This window comes from Nocardia sp. GP40 (assembly GCF_050434125.1).
Lineage (GTDB): Bacteria > Actinomycetota > Actinomycetes > Mycobacteriales > Mycobacteriaceae > Nocardia > Nocardia albiluteola.
The window spans coordinates 68,151-85,079 of the sequence record NZ_JBNPVW010000010.1; the positions used below are offsets into that span (position 1 = coordinate 68,151).

Below are 16,929 nucleotides of genomic sequence, written 5' to 3' on the forward strand. Positions count from 1 at the left end.
TACAGCACAGCGCGTTTCGCTTACAGCGCAGTTGAGCGGTTCGAAAGTTGCGCTGTAAGCGAAGACAGGGCGGTACCGGGAGATCGGTGCCGCCCTGCTTCGTTAGGGTTTGTGTCAGCGAATCAGGAATGGCTGCGTGCTTGCGAGTGGCGAGCCGGGTGAGAGAGGGCAGGTATCCGTGAGAATCAATCGGGCGGTCACCGCGAGGGGCGAGCCGGTCGGGGTCGTCCGGACCGCGTGACAGGCGATGCCTGACCAGCACCACCCGGGCCGCCGATGACGGCCGGTAGCGAACAAGCACACCCACAAGGACTTTGGAGACGATGATGGCCAATCTTTTCGACCCACGCACAGCACCGGGCGGTATGGCGCCGCAGGGTGCGCAGTCGCGCTACATCCTGCCGTCCTTCATCGAGCACTCGAGCTACGGTGTCAAGGAGTCGAATCCGTACAACAAGCTGTTCGAGGAGCGCATCATCTTCCTCGGCATGCCGATCGACGACACCGTCGCCAACGACGTCATGGCGCAGCTGCTGGTGCTGGAGTCGCTGGATCCCGACCGCGATATCACGATGTACATCAACTCGCCCGGCGGCGACGTCACCGCGCTGATGGCCATCTACGACACGATGCAGTACGTCCGGGCGGACGTTGCCACAGTCTGCCTCGGCGAGGCCGCCTCCGCCGCGGCGGTGCTGCTGGCCGCGGGTACCCCGGGCAAGCGTGCGTGCCTGCCCAACGCCCGCGTGCTGATTCACCAGCCGCGCACCGGCGGTGTGCAGGGCCAGGTTTCGGACCTGCAGATCGCGGCCGCCGAGATCGAGCGCATCCGCTCCCAGATGGACAACATCCTGGCACTGCACACCGGCAAGGACACCGCGACGATCCGCAAGGACACCGATCGCGACAAGATCCTGACCGCCGAGGAGGCCAAGGATTACGGGATCGTCGACCAGGTCTTCGACTACCGCAAGCTGAGCGCCCAGAAGAAGTGAGGACCTCGTGGTGGGCCGTCCCGGTGGTCGTGACCTGCGCCGGGACGCGCTCGCTGTGAGAACCCGGACACGATGGGCCCGCGAAACGGGCCAAGTTATCGACCTGTATCACGCCGAGCAGGTACGGTCTTTCCAGGGACCTTTGCTCATGGTTGCCGACAAAGCCATACAACTCTCGGATGACGTTCGTGCGTAGCGCTTCGAAGCGAACATTCCTCCGTGGTGAACACCGACCCGGATTGGGCGGGTAGCGTTGTTTGAAGGCGGCTTGTCGGCAATCGGAACAGACGGTTGCACGCGGACAAGGAAGTAGGGACCCACGAGATGGCGCGCATCGGTGATGGCGGCGACTTGCTCAAATGCTCGTTCTGCGGAAAGAGTCAGAAGCAGGTCAAGAAGCTCATTGCGGGGCCAGGTGTGTACATCTGCGACGAGTGCATCGACCTGTGCAACGAGATCATCGAGGAGGAGCTCGCCGAGTCGAGCGAGGTCAAACTCGATGAGCTGCCCAAGCCCGCCGAGATCCGTGAGTTCCTCGAGAACTATGTGATCGGCCAGGACACCGCCAAGCGCACCCTGGCGGTCGCGGTCTACAACCATTACAAGCGCATCCAGGCCGGCGACAAGAGCCGTGACGGCCGCGGTGAGCCGGTCGAGCTCACCAAGTCCAACATTCTCATGCTCGGCCCCACCGGCTGCGGTAAGACGTACCTGGCGCAGACCTTGGCGAAGATGCTGAACGTCCCGTTCGCCATCGCCGATGCGACGGCGCTCACCGAAGCGGGATATGTCGGCGAGGATGTGGAGAACATCCTGCTCAAGCTGATCCAGGCCGCCGATTACGACGTCAAGCGCGCCGAGACCGGCATCATCTACATCGACGAGGTCGACAAGATCGCCCGCAAGTCCGAGAACCCGTCGATCACCCGCGACGTCTCCGGCGAGGGCGTGCAGCAGGCGCTGCTGAAGATCCTCGAGGGCACCCAGGCCAGCGTGCCGCCGCAGGGCGGGCGCAAGCATCCGCATCAGGAATTCATCCAGATCGACACCACGAACGTGCTATTCATCGTGGCGGGCGCGTTCGCGGGCCTGGAGCGGATCGTGCAGGACCGGGTCGGCAAGCGCGGCATCGGATTCGGCGCCGAGGTGCGCTCGAAGTCGGAGATCGACACCAGCGATCACTTCGCCGACGTGATGCCCGAGGATCTGATCAAGTTCGGCCTGATCCCGGAGTTCATCGGCCGCCTACCCGTCGTGGCCTCGGTGACCAACCTGGACAAGGATTCGCTGGTCAAGATCCTCTCCGAGCCGAAGAACGCCCTGGTCAAGCAGTATGTGCGGCTGTTCGACATGGACGGGGTCGACCTGGAGTTCACCCAGGACGCGCTCGAGGCCATCGCGGATCAGGCGATCCTGCGCGGCACCGGCGCCCGCGGTCTGCGCGCCATCATGGAGGAAGTGCTGCTGCCGGTGATGTACGACATCCCAAGCCGCGACGATGTCGCCAAGGTGGTCGTGAACGCCGACACCGTCAACGACAACGTGCTGCCGACCATCGTCCCGCGCAAGGCCCAGCGTCAGGAGCGCCGGGAGAAGTCGGCGTAGGTTCCCCACGAACACATCGGGGCCGGGAGAGCAATCTCCCGGCCCCGATTCGTATTCAGGGGTTTTCAGGTCAGGGCTGCCAGGCCGGGTTGCGGCCCAGGTGCAGCAGGATGTGGTCGAGGGGATCGGTGTTCGGGGGGACGGGGAGTTCGGCCGCGAAGGCCTTCGACGGGGACGCCGCGCGCTCCTCGCCGGTGGGGACCATCTGGATGATCTCCAGGGAGGGCGCCACGAAGTCGTCGTCGAGGTGGTACTGGACGCCCAGCGCGCGGGCGATGTCCCAGCCGTGCACGACGTAGTCGATGAAGTGGGCTCGGATGGCCATGGCGCCCGGGGCCTTGACGCCCGGGCCGAACTCGGGGAGTTCGAAGAGCTGGTCCAGGGAGTCGAGCTCGGCGTAGGCGGCGATGACGTCCGCGGCGGCCTCGGCGTAGTCGCGGACGGGATCCGCGGCCAGCGGCTGCACCTTCCAGACATCGAGGTCGGCGCCGTTGCCGCGGGCCGAGGCGGCGAAGCCCCGGTGCTGAACGGTCATGTGGGCCAACAGGTCTGCGACGGTCCATTCGGAGCAGGGGGTGGGGCGGTCGAGATCGTCGGCGGTCAGCTTGGAAACGATCTTGACGCTGTAGTCGACGACGCGGCGGTTCAGGTCTCGGATATCGGTAGTCACAACGCGATAATAAGCTGATACATACGGTATGTCCATGCCCATTGTCTGACGGGTGGATGCTGCGGCGGGGTACGTACCTCGAGGTTGCCTCGGTAGCCGGTAGCCGGTAGCCGGTAGCCGGTAGCCGGTAGCCGGTAGCCGGTAGCCGATGGGAGATGGCCGGAGGTCGGCGGAATGCGGGGTCGCTGCACGGCTCACGGTCGATCGTCGGCCGCGGATGGGGCATACGCGGACGCGCGATGAGAGCTGGCGCGCTACTGGGCGGAAAGGGTGAGGGATCGCCGCCGGATGGGCGGTTCGAAACTCGAGGACCAGGATCTGCTCTGCGGTGCTCGGCATTTGCGCTGCGCAGGCACTAGGCCCTAGTGGGGCCTGGTGGCCGTGAGTCGGGGACTTGGCGCTGGAGCGCGGGCCTCGGCTGTCGTGAGCTGGGTACCTGGCGCTGGAGCGTGGGGCCCGACCGCTGTGAGCTGGGTACTAGGCCCTGGAGAGTGGCCCGACTGGTCTGACTACTGCGGGAGCGGGCAGGATCGGAGGTGGCGGCCCCTTTCGCCACGGATCCCGAATATGCTGCGCCGGTGCGGCTTACGCTGGACCGATGCTGCGGTGGCAGCTCGTGCCGCGTCGGTACAACACTCGTATCGGACCGGTGACGAACGGTGTAGCTGTTCGCGCCCGCGGTCGGAGATCGCCGTTGATCTCCCCTGGTTCGCCGTTGAACCTTTGTCCGATATTGGGGAATCGCCACCGGGATGTGTGCCGTTACGTGGCGTTCTCATTTATTACGACGGCCCTGCGGCCGAAAACTCATCGGTGCCGAACGCCCCTGGTGGTCACGATAATTCGGCCGACGGGCAGGGGCGTTCGGGGTGGTCCTAGGCCGACTCGGTCACCATGTCGTCCGGGCCCCAGTAGGCCTTCATGCTGACGATGCGGCCCTGCTCGTCGAACTCCATCACGTCGATCGGCGAGAGCGTCATCTTGTGCTCGCCGAAGCGGGTGACCAGCGTGAAGCCGACGATCGCATGGGAGCCGACCACGCGCACGATGTCGATGCTGGTCTCGCGCTGTGCGGCCTCCAGCGTCTGGTACATCTCCCGGATGGCGTCGTGGCCCCGGCGCGGGGTGCTGCCGATCGGATCCTCGACCACCGCGTCCGGCGCGTACAGCGCCACGATGTCCTCGGTCGGGCCGGTGGCCACCAGCTTCACGTACTGCTCCACCACGTCCCGGATCTGCGCCGCCATCTGTACTCCTGCCAGAATTGAAACCTGTTCTATCGGGGAGCGTAACACCGCCGATGCGGCCCGGGGCCCGGCCGTCGCGGTGACTGAGACCGGCCGTCCGCAGAGTGAGCCGGGGCGCTAACCGCCCGCGCGGGCCGAGTCGTACTGCTCGGGCAGTGACTCGGGGGCGGCCGCCTGCCGGATGCGGTGCAGGCCGCTGTAGATGTTCATGCTGCCGCCCCGGACGAACGCCGCCAGAGTCAGGTCCGACTCGACGGCGAGGTCCACGGCCAGCGAGCTGGCAGCCGAGACCGCGGCCAGCATCGGAATGCCCGCCATGACGGCCTTCTGGACCAGTTCGAACGAGGCCCGGCTGCTGACGACCAGGATCAGATCGTGGGCGGGGATACGGTCCTCCAGCAGCGCCCAGCCGATCACCTTGTCGACCGCGTTGTGCCGCCCGATGTCCTCCCGCACGACGAGCAGGACGCCGTCGGCGGTGAAGAGCCCGGCCGCGTGGAGTCCGCCGGTGGATTCGAAAACCGCTTGGCGGGAGCGCAATTGATCCGGCATCGCCGCCAGGACGGTGGAGCCGACGATTGGTCCGGCCGTCGGCGGCGCGAATCTGCTGCGGGTGCGGACCTCGTCCAATGCGGTCTTGCCGCACAGTCCGCACGAGCTGTTGGTCAGGAAGTTCCGGGTGGAAATCGTTGCGGACGTTCGTAATTGGATGTCGAGCACGTTGTAGGTGTTCTGCCCGTCGGCATCGGTTCCGGCGCAGTAGCGCGCGGACAGGACATCCTGCGCCGAGCCGATGATGTTCTCGCTCAACAGGAATCCGTGCGCCAGATCGATGTCGTTGCCCGGCGTGCGCATCGTGACGGTCAACGACCGCCCGTCGACGCGTAGCTCCAGCGGCTCCTCGACGGTCAGCGTGTCCGGCCGCTGAATCCGCTCCCCCGGGGTGATCCGCACCATCTTGCGCCGCGCGGTCACTCTGCTCACGACACCGCCTCGCTGCCGCTCGGCTCCGTCGTGCGCAGGGCGCGCTGGCTTATTGGTTCACTCCGCTTCGCTCCGTTCACGACACCGCCTCGCTGCCGCTCGGCTCCGTCGTGCGCAGGGCGCGCCAGCTTATTGGTTCACTCCGCTTCGCTCCGTTCACGGAAATACCTCGATCCTACTGTCGGACAATGGCATCGTCGGCGCCGGGGATCCGGCCGCTCATCGGGTGTGCACATGCGGTTCCAGCCGGACGGTGACCGCCTTGGAGGCTGGGGTGTTGGAGCGCTCGGCCACGTGGTCCAGCGGGACCAGCGGGTTGGTCTCGGGGTAGTAGGCGGCGGCGTTGCCGCGCGGTGTGGAATAGGACACCAGCCGGAAGCCGGTGACCTTGCGCTCGACGCCATCGGTCCACTCGGAGATCACGTCCACCAGATCGCCCTCGGTGAATCCGAGCGCGGTGATGTCCTCGGCATTGACCAGTACCACCCTGCGGCCGTTGTGAATACCGCGGTAGCGGTCGTCCAGGCCGTAGATCGTGGTGTTGTACTGATCATGGCTGCGCAGCGTCTGCAGGATCAGCCGCCCCGACGGCACGGGCAGCCAGCGTAGGTCGTTGACCGCGAAATTCGCCTTGCCGGTAGAGGTCCGGAACTCGCGGGCGTCGCGTGGGGGATGGGGCAGCTGGAAACCGTTGCGGTCGCGGACTTTCGCGTTGTAGTCCGCGCAGCCCGGGATAACCCGGGAGATCGAATCGCGGATCGCGTCGTAGTCGTCGCGCAGGCGCGCCCACGGCACGGGGTGGTCGGCCCCGAACAGCTCCCGCGCGAGTTCGCAGACAATCGCCACCTCGCTGCGCAGCTGGTCGCTGACCGGGGTCAGGCGGCCGGTGGACAGGTGCACCATCGACATCGAATCCTCCACCGACACCTGCTGTTTCACGCCGGCAGGGGACAGGTCCAGATCGGTGCGCCCGAGCGTCGGCAGAATCAGTGCGGTCTGCCCGTGCACGACGTGGCTGCGGTTCAGCTTCGTCGAAACCTGCACGGTCAGAGCGCAACCGCGCAGCGCGGCCTCAGTGAGCTCGGTGTCGGGGGTGGCCGAGACGAAATTGCCTCCCATGCCCAGGAATACGCGCGCCCGGCCCTCGTGCATCGCGCGGATGGCATCGACGGTGTCGTAGCCGTGCTCGCGCGGGCTGGTGATGCCGAACTCGGAATCCAGTGCGGCCAGAAAGGTTTCGGGCATCTTCTCCCAGATACCCATGGTGCGGTCGCCCTGGACGTTGGAGTGCCCGCGCACCGGGCACACGCCCGCACCCGGCTTGCCGATCATGCCGCGCATCAGCAGCAGATTCGTGGCCTCCTCGATGGTGGCCACGCCGTGCACCTGCTGGGTCAGGCCCATAGCCCAGCAGATGATGGTGGACCTGGACCGCGCCAGTAGTCGTGCGGTGCGCTCGAGCTGTTCGCGCGTCAGGCCCGTGGCCTCCAGTACCACGTCCAGATCGACTGCGCGCATCTGCTTTTCGTATTCGGCGAAGCCCGCGGTGTGCGCGTCGACGAACGCGCGGTCGACCACGGTGCCGGGCGCGCGGTCCTCGGCCTCGAACAGCAGCTTGGCCAGGCCCTGGAACAGCGCCATGTCCCCGCCGAGGCGGATCTGCAGGAAATCGTCGGCGATGGCGATGCCGGTGGTCAGGCCCCGGACTGTCTGCGGATCGCGGAAGCCCAGCAGCCCGGTCTCGGGCAGCGGATTGACCGCGATGACCTGTGCGCCGTGCTCCTTGGCCTGCTGCAGCGCCGATAGCATCCGGGGATGGTTGGTGCCGGGATTCTGCCCCGCCACCACGATCACCTCGGCCGCGGAGAAGTCGTCGATGGTCACCGAACCCTTGCCGATGCCGATCGAGGAGCTCAGCGCCGCGCCCGAGGATTCGTGGCACATGTTCGAGCAGTCGGGCAGGTTGTTGGTGCCGAAGCTGCGCACCAGCAGCTGATAGACGAATGCGGTCTCGTTCGCGGTGCGGCCCGAGGTGTAGAACAGGGCCTCGTCGGGGGAGTCCAGGCCGCGCAGGGTGTCGGCGATCAGCCGGTAGGCCTCGTCCCAGTCGATGGGTGAGTAGTGGGTATCGCCGGGCCGCAGCACCATCGGGTGCGTCAGGCGACCCTGCTGGCCCAGCCAGTAGCCGGATTTCTCCGCCAGCTCCGCGATCGAATGCCGGGCGAAGAACTCCGGGGTGACCGTGCGCAGCGTCGCCTCCTCGGCGACGGCCTTCGCGCCGTTCTCGCAGAATTCCGCGGGCCGCCGGCGACCGGTGGGCTCGGGCCACGCGCAGCCGGGGCAGTCGAAGCCGTGCCGCTGATTCACCCGGGCCAGGGTGCGGGCCGTGCGGACCACACCCATCTCCTCCACGGCGCGCTCCAGCGCGACCGTCACCGCCGTGACGCCTGCGGCCTGCTGTTTCGGCGGGGTGATCGAGACCTTGGACTCGTCGATATCGCGGGCCGGGGCGTTGCGGTGCATGGTTCCATCGTCCTCTTGTGCGCGGGGACCCCGTCGGCCGACCCGGAACATGCCGGACAACCGAAGCGGCGATTCGCCCCCATTCTTCCGGCCGGGGCGCAATTATCGATGCCACGTTCCGGGATATGGGACCCGGAAGCACGGATCGGAACAGGAACCGGATGGACATCAGAGTCAGGACCGCACACCGTCGCCCGGGGGCGCATCCCCACCGCCCGGCGCTCGCCGCCGGGTTCGCAACCGCAGCCGCGGTGCTGGGTATGGTTCCGGCGGCCCTGCTCGCCGCGGCGCCCGCGGCACACGCGACCGCCACCCGTGTCGGCGTGAACGCGGATATGAACTACGGCCTGGGTACCAACTACGGCGCGGGCTGCCAGTACACCGTCGAGGTGTCCGTCACCGACGGCGCGCAGCCGGTCCAGGTCTTCGACAACAACACCCCGATCGGCTGGTTCCGCCCCTCGGGCGCGCAGGCGATCGTGCCGTGGACCCCCGCCACCGTCGGGCAGCATCGCATCACCGCGGTACAGGCGGGCACCCCACCCGGCGCCCCGACCCCCTACGTCGACGTCCGCGTCGCCAACGGCATGCACATGGGCTACAACTGCGCCGTCGTCGGCTGAGCGGCCGAGGGGGGTAGCAGTTACCCCACCCCGGGCCCTGGCGCTGCCGGACCCGGGGTATATCCACGGTCCGCTCCTAGCGGATGTCGAGGTTCATCGGGCCCGGCGTCCACCGCGCCGAACGCTTCTGGGTCACCGTATCCACTTGTGCCGGAACCGCATTCAGATCCAGCGGCACCAGCCGCTCGATCTCGCCCCAGTTGCGCTTCCAATCGTCCTTCAGGTAGGAGGGCATGACCTGGGTGCTGGTGAGCAGCTGGATGTAGCCCAGCGGGCCGCCGGAGGTGTGGCTCTCCCAGTTGGTGGTCATGATCGCGGCCGCGAGGTCGGGTGTGATGCGGTACTTGGGGATCTCGGCGACGCCGGCGAAGTGGTCGAACGGACGCTGGCACGGGAACTCCAGGCCCACAAGCCAATCGAGCAGCACCGGATCGGAGTGCCCGACCAGCTGGTCGACGGTCTGCAGCTTGGGCACGCGCGGCGGGGTCACCGCGACCCACTGCAGCGGATCCGAGCTGTCCACCGACGCCACGATCCGCACCACGTTCGCCTGCGCGGGCAACTGCCGCAACGGAACTCGCAGATTGCGCCAGGACGGCTGCAGCACGCTGACATCGTCCGGGGTCACCTTGCCCAGGGCCTGCACATCGTCGCCCGTCCCGGCGACGCCGTATTCCAGCTGCACGCTCTGACCGGCGACCGGCAGGTTGTCGATATCGGTGGAGGCGATGCGCCCGGCGGCGGCGATGGAGACGATGTCCCCGCGGCTGCCGCTCGCGTCCGGGTCGGGCAGCCGGTACCAGCCCGACGTGAGCGACTTCTGCGCGCCCGGGCTGCCGTAGCTGCCGAGCATCGGCGTCGTCGCGGGATTCAGGCCGTACGGCAGCGGAATGCTGCTGCCGTTGATGCCGGTCTGCGCCGTCCCGTTCGGGCCGCCGGTGCTGTCCGTACCGGTCTTGGTGGTGGTGCCCACGCTGCCCAGCGACTGGCCGACCGAGGCCGCCGCGGCGGCCGAGGAGTCGGGCAGCAGGTCGTTGAGGTTGAGCCCGTCGGGGGTGAAGCCGCTGTTCGTGCCGCCGCCCAGGGCGGTCGCCGGGCTGCCCGACAACGGGTGCAGCACACCGGTGTTCGCGTCCGGCTCGACCAGCACGTCGTTGGCCATGCCGCACGCATTGCCGCCCAGGGCCGCGAGATTCGAGGAGGCCAGCGAGAAGGCGGGGTACTGCGCGACGGCGCCCTTGACGAACGATGCCACCTCGAACAGCACGACCAGTGCCGCGGCGACCGTGATCATCGGGACCGTCCGGCGCGGCACGGCCTGCTGTGTCCGGAACGGTTCCCGGATATGGAACCAGCCCGCCAGCACGACCAGCAGCAGTGCCAGGGCCAGCAGCACCGTGCCCGCCCCGATGTGGTGCACCGAAATCGGCTTGTCCCACCAGGAGATCCGGTAGCTGGCCACGTACCACCAGCCGTTCGAGCTGGTGAACGAGATCGCCAGGATCCCGACCACCCCGGCCGCGGCCAGGGTGCGGTTGCGGGCCGAGCGCATCGCGTGCGGGGCGACGGCGACCGCGGCGACGACCGCGACCGCGCCGCCGAGTCCGGCGAACACACCCAGGTGGTGGCTGAACTTGGTGGGGGAGAACGCCATCAGCGGCACCGCGGCGATCGTGGTGCCCACGATCCGCCGGGCCGGGCCCGCCGCCAGTCCCGGAATCCGGCCGTTCTTGCGCAGCAGTGCGACCACCGCGATCGCCAGCGTCAGGAACATCATCACCATCGCGAACCGGCGCGCCAGCGACCCGTCCGGGGTCGGCTGGAACAGGTCCTGATAGACGAGATAGTCGGTGTACCACGGCATATCGGGGCCCACCGCCTTGTGCGCGGCCTGCATCGTGCGGACCTCGGAGATCGGCTGACCCGCGAACACGATGGTGAGTACCACCAGTCCCGAGGCCAGCGCGGGCGCGATCAACGCGGTCCAGCCCGCGGTGCGGGCGCGCTCGACGATGATCTGCACCAGCGGGCGCGCCCCGGCCAGCAGCGCGGCGAAGCAGATGAGCCCGGACGGGTTGGTCACCACGGCCAGCGCGGCGGGAATCAGGGCGAGTGCGGCCGGGGTCAGCCGCCGGGTGGCCAGCGCGCGCTCCATCGAGACCCAGGTCAGCAGGACACCCAGGGCGATGGCGGGCTCGGGTCGCAGGCCGTTGTTGTAGGGCAGCCAGAACGCCAGCAGCATCAGCCCGCCCGCCCAGATCGCCGCGCGCTCGCGGCGGGCGGCGACGCCCAGGCGCGGCACCACCTCACGGCTGATCAGGAACCAGCACGCGATGCCCAGGAGCAGTTCCGGCAGCCGCACCACGATGCTCGCGGTGGACAGGCGCGAAAGCAGTTCGAACAGGTTGTCGTAGGGGATGCCGATGGGGGTCTCCGGCACCCCGAAGTAGGCGAAGTAGTTCGCCAGATAGCGGGCGTGCCCGGCGGTGCGGGCCATGCCGAAGATGTAGCCGTCGTCGGAGGTGCCCGCGCCGATGAAGTACCAGACGATGAGCGTGCCGACGATCACGCCGTCCACCAGTCGCGGCCGCCACCAGCGGCGCGGCAGCACGCGCCGGTTGCCGCGACCGTCGGCGCCGTCCAGGCGGTGCAGGGCGTACAGGGCCACGGCCGTCGCGAGCAGCGCGCCGATGATCGCGATCAGTTTCAGCGCGGTCGGGGACGTGGTGAATCGCGAATCGATCACCACGTCGGCGTGCATTCCCGCCGGGGCCGCGCCGGTCAGATCGGTGAACAGGCCGACCAGTTGCGGTCGGTGGTCGCCCGCCAGCACGACGGGGTCGCCGCCCGCGGTGACCGTGGTGTTCGAGCTGTCGGAGGTGATCGTGATCACGCAGCCGTGCGGCAGCGCGGAGATCGGGGTGTCGATCATCGTCTGGTCGCGCAGCACCACCTGCAGGCGGGTGCCGCCCGGCTGCGGCGGGTGCGACGACGCGGGACCCGCAGGCGTGCCGCCCTCGACAGCGGGCGTCACCAGGACGTTCAGGCCGTAGTGATAGGCCGATCCGGACGCCTGCGGGACGGTGTCGAGCAGGGTGCCGCCGCGGGGGCCCAGCGCTGCCGCGGCGGAGCACGGGATCTCGGCGTGCACGCTGGTCGGCGAGTAGGACACCAGGGGCGCGGTGATGTTTGCCGCCCGGCCCGCCTGCGGCCAGCTCAGCGACGACTGCTGCTGATGGACCGGCAGCAGGGGCACCGCCACGGCCAGCAGGGCCCCGGCGATCCCCGCCACGATGGCGATGATGCGCCACAGCCGCACACCCCCACCTAGCTGGGCGGGAGTGGTCAACGGCCGTTCTTCGGCCGGTGGCCGGCTGAGCGTCAGGTTCACGGTCCGGCATGCTATCAACCGGACTCGAGACCCCGATCCGCTCGCCGACCGGGCGGTGAGCGAATCGGGACCATCCTGCGGCGGGGTTGGGGAACCACTACGGGATGCCGGGCCGGGCTCGGGCCGATTCAGGAAGCGGTGGTGACCAGTTCCGCCGCGGCCGTTTCGGGTGCGTGGGTGCGGGTTTCCGGTCGCAGACCGACCAGGGCCGCGAGAATCGTCGCGGCGCAGGCTCCCGCTCCGACCCAGAACGCCACCGTGAACTGGCCCTCCTGCGGAAGCGGCAGGTGCGGAAGGAGTTTGGCGGTCAGCAGGGTGGTGATGATGGCGCTGCCCAGCGCGCTGCCCACGGTGCGGGAGATGGAGTTGATGCCGTTGGCGACGCCGCTCTGGTGATGCGGCACATTGGCCGCGATCAGGGCGGGCATGGCCGCGTAGGCGAAGCTGATGGCGACGCCGATGACGACGCTGGCCGCGATCACCGCCGCGGTGGCATCGTGTGCCAGGGCCATCCAGGCGAATCCCGCCGTGCCGACGATGCCGGACAGCGCCAGCACCCAGCGCCCGCCGATCATGCCCACCAGCAGGCCGCCGATCGGGGCCGCGGCCATCGACGCGAGGGTGGTGGGCAGCAGATATTCGACCGAGGCCCGCAGGATCGAGGCCGTGAAGCCGTACCCGGCGAGGCGAGCGGGCATCTGGGCCAGATACGACACCCCCATGAACAGCAGGAACATCGCGAATCCGATGAACACCCCGGACAGGTTCGTGAACAGCACCGGCCGGTGGGCGAACATCGTCAGGTCGACCAGGGGCGCGGACGCCCGGCGTTCGACCAGTACCCACAGCACCGCCAGCACGATCGCCCCGGCGAAGCAGCCCAGCGTCGCGGCCGAGGTCCAGCCCCAGGTGTGACCCTGGGAGATCGGCAGCAGCAACAGCACCAGGAACCCGCCCAGGGTGAGCGCACCGGGCAGATCCACGCTGCCGGGATGCCGCTTACCCGTGTTCGGGACAGCCGCCGCGGCCAGCGCCAGTGCCAGCACGGCCAGTCCCGCGGTGAACCAGAACACCACGTGGTAGCCGGGGTTGCTGCCCTGGGTCAGCAGGCCGGTGGCCACCAGGCCGATACCGCCGCCGAAGGCGAGGGTGCCGCTGACGATCGCCATCGCGCCGTGCAGCCGTTCGGCGGGGATCTCCTCGCGCAGCACCGACAGCGCCAGCGGGAAGATCGCGGTCGCCACGCCCTGCAGGGCCCGTCCGACCAGCAGCACGCCCAGCGAGTCCGCCATCGCGGAGACGGTCGAGCCGGCCACCGCGACCGCGAGCACACCCAGCAGGGTGGGCTTCTTGCCGTAGAGGTCGCCGATGCGTCCCAACAGCGGGGTGAACACGGCCGCGGACAGCAGCGTCGCGGTGGTCACCCAGCTCACCGATGTGGTGGATACGTGCAGTTTCGTCGCGATCAGTCCCAGGATCGGCACCGCCTGGGTCTGCATCACGGTCACGATCATCGCGGCGAACGCCAGCACGCCGGTCAGCAGCGCCCCTCTCCGGGCCATGCCACACCTCCAGAAATTTGATGACAGATATATTTGAAGACCTCAAGCATTTAAGGCTTCAAAGATAACCGTTGTCAATCGAACCGGTACGATCGCGACTATGAGTGAGGCCACAACACCGAGTCCGCTCGCATTGCTGATCGGGCGATTCGTGTCGGCCTACCTGCAGGACTTCCTGGATGCGGCCCAGGAGCACAACCTGACCTGGACCCAGGCCAAGCTGCTGCTGGCGCTCAACGAGCCGCCCGAGGAACTGCCGATGCGCGAGCTCGCCTGGCGCCTGGCGTGCGATCCGTCGAATCTGACCGGCGTCGCGGACCGGATGGAGACGCGTGGGCTGGTCCGGCGCACGGTCAATCCGGCCGACCGTCGGGTGAAATACCTGGCCTCGACCCATGAGGGCACCGAACTGGCCGGCCAGATCCGGGCCTCCCAGGTGCGAGCCTACAAGGCGCTGGCCGAGCTCACCCCCGACGAGGAGTTGCAGCTCGAGGGCATGCTGGAGCGGCTGGTGCCGAAACTGGAGGCGGCGGAATAGGGTGCACGCGCGGGAGATTCGGCCCTCGCGCTACCGGTCGACCGTCGGAGCCGGTGGGGCGAAAAGCAGTGCCGTGTCGCCGAATTCGTGCCACAGGTAGCCGGTATCCAGGGCCGTGCGATAGGCCTGGCCGACGCGCTCGGCGCCGGCGATCGCCTCGAGCAGGCGCAGATGGGAGGCGCCGGGTTCGTGCCAGCCCGTGATGAGGCCGTCCACCGCGCGGGCCGGGCGATCGGGGCCCAGCGTCAGGTTCGTCCAGCCGGCGGCGGGGTGGACCCGTCCGGACCGGTCGGTGGCCGACTCCAGGGCGCGGGTGACCGTGGTGCCGACGGCGACGACCCGGCCGCCGGCGGCGTGGGCCGCGTTGACCAGCCGGGCCGTGATCGCCGGTACCGCATAGCGTTCCGGGCTCGGTGGCTCGCCCTTTTCCGGGGAGGAAAGGCCCGTGTGGAGCGTGATCGGGGCTACGGTGATGCCCGCGGCCACCAGCTCGGTCACCAGCGTCTCGGTGAACGGGCGTCCGGCGCTGGGCATTTCGGCGCTACCGGGCTCGCGCCCGAATACGGTGCGGTAGTAGTCGGGCGACCAGTGCTGTGTCACATAGGAATAGGTGATCGGGCGGCCGTGCCGGGCCAACAGGGCGGGGACATCGGTATCGATGTCGGCGACCCACAGCCGGGCCGCGGGCGGCAGCCAGGGTGCGCGCAGCGTCGCGTTGGCTCCCGGAAGCTCCACGCGTGCACCGGATTCCGGTGCGACGGCGGTGAAGGGAACGCCCTCGGGGGAGCGCAGTTCCACGACCCAGCCGCCGTCGTCGAGCCAGGTGGCGAAGTGCAGCACGGCCGCCTCGCCGCCGTACCGGGCCTCGACCGCCGCGGACAGGGTCGCGGAATTGTTCACCACGACGAGATCTCCCGGTCGTAGGAAACGCGGAAGTTCACGGAATCGGGCATGGGTGAGGATTCCGTTGTCCGACACCAGCATTCGGACAGCATCACGCGCGAGGCCGCGGGCCTCGGGCGGGGCGGTGGCGGCCCGGTCGGCGGACAGCGTGAAATCGTGCAGGACGGCGGTCATTGCGCGTACCTTCCTTCTCGCCCGGGTTCCCCGCCGGGCGGCGTTCCTGAGCCGTCAGTGCGAGACGGTGAGCTCCGAGGCGATGTATCGCCCGCTGGGCGGGCGGGTATCGATGAGATGCAGCAGCGCGGGCACGACCGTCTCGGGCTCCGGGCGGTCGGAGATGTCCTCGCCCGGAAATGCTGCCTGGTGCATCGCGGTACGCATATCGCCCGGATCGAAGCTGTAGACGCTCAGCTCCGGATTCTCGGCGGCGAAGATCGCGGTCAGCTGGTCCAGCGCGGCCTTGGACGCACCGTAACCGCCCCACCCCTCGTAGGGGGCGATTGCGGCGTCCGAGCTGATGTCGACCGCGATGCCGTTGCCGGCCCGCAGTTTCGGTGCCGTGATCTGCAGAATAGCCAGGGGGGCAACGATATTGGTGGCCAGCACCGCGGTGAACTCGCCGAGCGGATAGTCGGCCAGGCGCGGCATCGGACTCGGGCCCAGGGCGCTGGCGTTGTTGATCACCAGATCCAGCCGGTCCGGCTCGGCGAGCGCGGAGGCGAGCTGCGCGCGGTGCGCCGGATCGGCGACATCGCCGGCCAGGGCCATCGCGCCGGTCGCCTCCCGCACCCGGGCCAGGGGCTCGAGGCCGCGGGCTGTGATGATCAGATCCCAGCCGCGCGCGGCCAGTGCCAGTGCCGTCGCGCGTCCGAGCCCGGCGGACGCGCCGGTGATGAGGGCGGTTTTCGTATCGGACATGCACCCATCGTGAAACCTGAAGGCGACTTCAGGTCAAGGATTGGGATTCCGCCTCGAGTGAACCTGTGAAAGTGTGGCGCGCGGCGATGAATTTCGCGGCGCGGCGTCGTCCGAAGGGTTGTCAGTCTCCACAGCCACCGACAGGAGCCACCATGACCTACACCTTCAAGCCCGGAGATCCCTGCTGGGTCGAGCTCTTCACCTCCGATCCGGACCGCTCGATCGCCTTCTACGGTGAGCTGCTCGGCTGGACCGCCGAGCGCGGCGGCCCCGAGTACGGGGGTTACATCACCTTCCGCAACGACGGCAATGCCGTGGCGGGCGGCATGCACAACGACGGCACCTCCGGCGGTCCGGATCAATGGACGATCTATCTGCACACCGCCGACGCGGAGGCGACCGCCGCCAAGGCCGCCGAGCAGGGCGGCCGCGTCGTGGTGCCCGCGATGCGGGTCGGCGAGATGGGCAGCATGGCGATCCTCGGCGACCCCAGCGGTGCCGGGGTGGGGGCGTGGCAGCCGGGCGTCCACACCGGATTCGGCGCGATGGGCACCGTCTCCGACGGCAAGTGGAGCGAGCACGCCGGCAACCCGTCCTGGTTCGAATTGCACACCCCCGCCTACGCCGACGCGCTGCGGTTCTACCGCGAGGTCTTCGGCTGGCAGGACCCGTTCACCGTGTCCGACGCCCCGGAATTCCGCTACACCACAATCCACTCCACGTCCCCGATGCTGGGTGGCGTGATGGACTCCACGGCCTTCCTGCCCGCGGGCGCGCCCGGCGGATGGCGTCCCTACTTCGGCGTCGAGGATGTCGATGCCGCGGTGAAAACCCTGGTGTCCCTCGGTGGTTCGGTGGAACGCGAGCCCGAGAACACCCCCTACGGCCGCATCACCTCCGTCGTCGACCCCGGCGGCGTGCGGTTCAGCCTGGGCGGCAACACCATCTGAGCGCCGGGTACCTCGGGACG

13 protein-coding genes are annotated in these 16,929 nt (G+C 68.6%); 5 read left to right on the plus strand and 8 right to left on the minus strand.

Features of this window, described 5'->3' with window-relative positions; all coding sequences use genetic code 11:
• The first annotated feature begins 326 nt into the window (after window positions 1-326).
• Window positions 327-995, plus strand: a complete 669-nt coding sequence (locus tag ABH933_RS27850) for an ATP-dependent Clp protease proteolytic subunit (protein WP_215917910.1) — start codon at window positions 327-329, stop codon at window positions 993-995.
• A 324-nt stretch (window positions 996-1,319) separates the two neighbouring features.
• The gene (clpX, locus tag ABH933_RS27855) at window positions 1,320-2,600 is read left to right on the plus strand and encodes an ATP-dependent Clp protease ATP-binding subunit ClpX (RefSeq protein ID WP_215917668.1); all 1,281 of its coding nucleotides are present in this window, start codon (window positions 1,320-1,322) and stop codon (window positions 2,598-2,600) included.
• A 70-nt stretch (window positions 2,601-2,670) separates the two neighbouring features.
• Here the strand turns inward: clpX and ABH933_RS27860 are convergent, their stop codons facing one another.
• The 4 genes from ABH933_RS27860 to ABH933_RS27875 form a co-directional block, all read right to left on the minus strand.
• Window positions 2,671-3,270, minus strand: a complete 600-nt coding sequence (locus tag ABH933_RS27860) for a TIGR03086 family metal-binding protein (protein ID WP_429412962.1) — start codon at window positions 3,268-3,270, stop codon at window positions 2,671-2,673.
• A gap of 875 nt (window positions 3,271-4,145) precedes the next feature.
• Window positions 4,146-4,517 carry a nuclear transport factor 2 family protein gene (locus ABH933_RS27865; RefSeq protein ID WP_215917670.1) on the minus strand — a complete coding sequence of 124 codons (372 nt, stop codon included), beginning with the start codon at window positions 4,515-4,517 and terminating at the stop codon, window positions 4,146-4,148.
• A 117-nt stretch (window positions 4,518-4,634) separates the two neighbouring features.
• A complete protein-coding gene (gene fdhD / locus ABH933_RS27870; RefSeq protein WP_429412964.1) occupies window positions 4,635-5,501 on the minus strand; it encodes a formate dehydrogenase accessory sulfurtransferase FdhD in 867 nt (288 codons plus the stop codon).
• Between the two features lie 219 nt (window positions 5,502-5,720).
• Entirely contained in the window at window positions 5,721-8,024 is a 2,304-nt protein-coding gene (locus tag ABH933_RS27875) for an FdhF/YdeP family oxidoreductase (protein WP_429412966.1), read from the minus strand.
• A 161-nt stretch (window positions 8,025-8,185) separates the two neighbouring features.
• On the opposite strand from ABH933_RS27875, the gene ABH933_RS27880 reads away from it, so the two are divergent.
• Window positions 8,186-8,647 carry an Ig-like domain-containing protein gene (locus ABH933_RS27880; RefSeq protein ID WP_429412968.1) on the plus strand — a complete coding sequence of 154 codons (462 nt, stop codon included), beginning with the start codon at window positions 8,186-8,188 and terminating at the stop codon, window positions 8,645-8,647.
• A 76-nt stretch (window positions 8,648-8,723) separates the two neighbouring features.
• Here ABH933_RS27880 and ABH933_RS27885 read toward each other — a convergent pair whose 3' ends face one another.
• Window positions 8,724-12,038 carry an arabinosyltransferase domain-containing protein gene (locus ABH933_RS27885; RefSeq protein WP_429412970.1) on the minus strand — a complete coding sequence of 1,105 codons (3,315 nt, stop codon included), beginning with the start codon at window positions 12,036-12,038 and terminating at the stop codon, window positions 8,724-8,726.
• Window positions 12,039-12,166: 128 nt separating this feature from the next.
• Window positions 12,167-13,600, minus strand: a complete 1,434-nt coding sequence (locus ABH933_RS27890) for an MFS transporter (RefSeq protein WP_429412972.1) — start codon at window positions 13,598-13,600, stop codon at window positions 12,167-12,169.
• A 100-nt stretch (window positions 13,601-13,700) separates the two neighbouring features.
• On the opposite strand from ABH933_RS27890, the gene ABH933_RS27895 reads away from it, so the two are divergent.
• Complete coding sequence (locus ABH933_RS27895; protein ID WP_215917676.1) at window positions 13,701-14,138, plus strand: MarR family winged helix-turn-helix transcriptional regulator; 438 nt, start codon at window positions 13,701-13,703, stop codon at window positions 14,136-14,138.
• A 30-nt stretch (window positions 14,139-14,168) separates the two neighbouring features.
• On the opposite strand, the gene ABH933_RS27900 is transcribed toward ABH933_RS27895, so the two are convergent.
• A complete protein-coding gene (locus ABH933_RS27900) occupies window positions 14,169-15,215 on the minus strand; it encodes an S-adenosylmethionine:tRNA ribosyltransferase-isomerase (RefSeq protein WP_429412975.1) in 1,047 nt (348 codons plus the stop codon).
• Between the two features lie 54 nt (window positions 15,216-15,269).
• Window positions 15,270-15,959 (minus strand): SDR family NAD(P)-dependent oxidoreductase, encoded by a 690-nt coding sequence (locus ABH933_RS27905; RefSeq protein ID WP_429412977.1) that lies wholly within the window; start codon window positions 15,957-15,959, stop codon window positions 15,270-15,272.
• A 152-nt stretch (window positions 15,960-16,111) separates the two neighbouring features.
• On the opposite strand from ABH933_RS27905, the gene ABH933_RS27910 reads away from it, so the two are divergent.
• The gene (locus tag ABH933_RS27910) at window positions 16,112-16,909 is read left to right on the plus strand and encodes a VOC family protein (protein ID WP_429412979.1); all 798 of its coding nucleotides are present in this window, start codon (window positions 16,112-16,114) and stop codon (window positions 16,907-16,909) included.
• Window positions 16,910-16,929: the final 20 nt, after the last annotated feature.

Excerpts from the sequence above, each read along its gene's own strand:
- ABH933_RS27895 (WP_215917676.1), top strand. The coding sequence starts at position 13,701 with ATGAGTGAGGCCACAACACCGAGTCCGCTCGCATTGCTGATCGGGCGA.
- clpX (WP_215917668.1), top strand. The coding sequence starts at position 1,320 with ATGGCGCGCATCGGTGATGGCGGCGACTTGCTCAAATGCTCGTTCTGC.
- ABH933_RS27905 (WP_429412977.1), bottom strand. The coding sequence starts at position 15,959 with ATGTCCGATACGAAAACCGCCCTCATCACCGGCGCGTCCGCCGGGCTC.
- ABH933_RS27865 (WP_215917670.1), bottom strand. The coding sequence starts at position 4,517 with ATGGCGGCGCAGATCCGGGACGTGGTGGAGCAGTACGTGAAGCTGGTG.
- ABH933_RS27890 (WP_429412972.1), bottom strand. The coding sequence starts at position 13,600 with ATGGCCCGGAGAGGGGCGCTGCTGACCGGCGTGCTGGCGTTCGCCGCG.
- ABH933_RS27850 (WP_215917910.1), top strand. The coding sequence starts at position 327 with ATGGCCAATCTTTTCGACCCACGCACAGCACCGGGCGGTATGGCGCCG.
- ABH933_RS27875 (WP_429412966.1), bottom strand. The coding sequence starts at position 8,024 with ATGCACCGCAACGCCCCGGCCCGCGATATCGACGAGTCCAAGGTCTCG.
- ABH933_RS27910 (WP_429412979.1), top strand. The coding sequence starts at position 16,112 with ATGACCTACACCTTCAAGCCCGGAGATCCCTGCTGGGTCGAGCTCTTC.
- ABH933_RS27880 (WP_429412968.1), top strand. The coding sequence starts at position 8,186 with ATGGACATCAGAGTCAGGACCGCACACCGTCGCCCGGGGGCGCATCCC.
- ABH933_RS27900 (WP_429412975.1), bottom strand. The coding sequence starts at position 15,215 with ATGACCGCCGTCCTGCACGATTTCACGCTGTCCGCCGACCGGGCCGCC.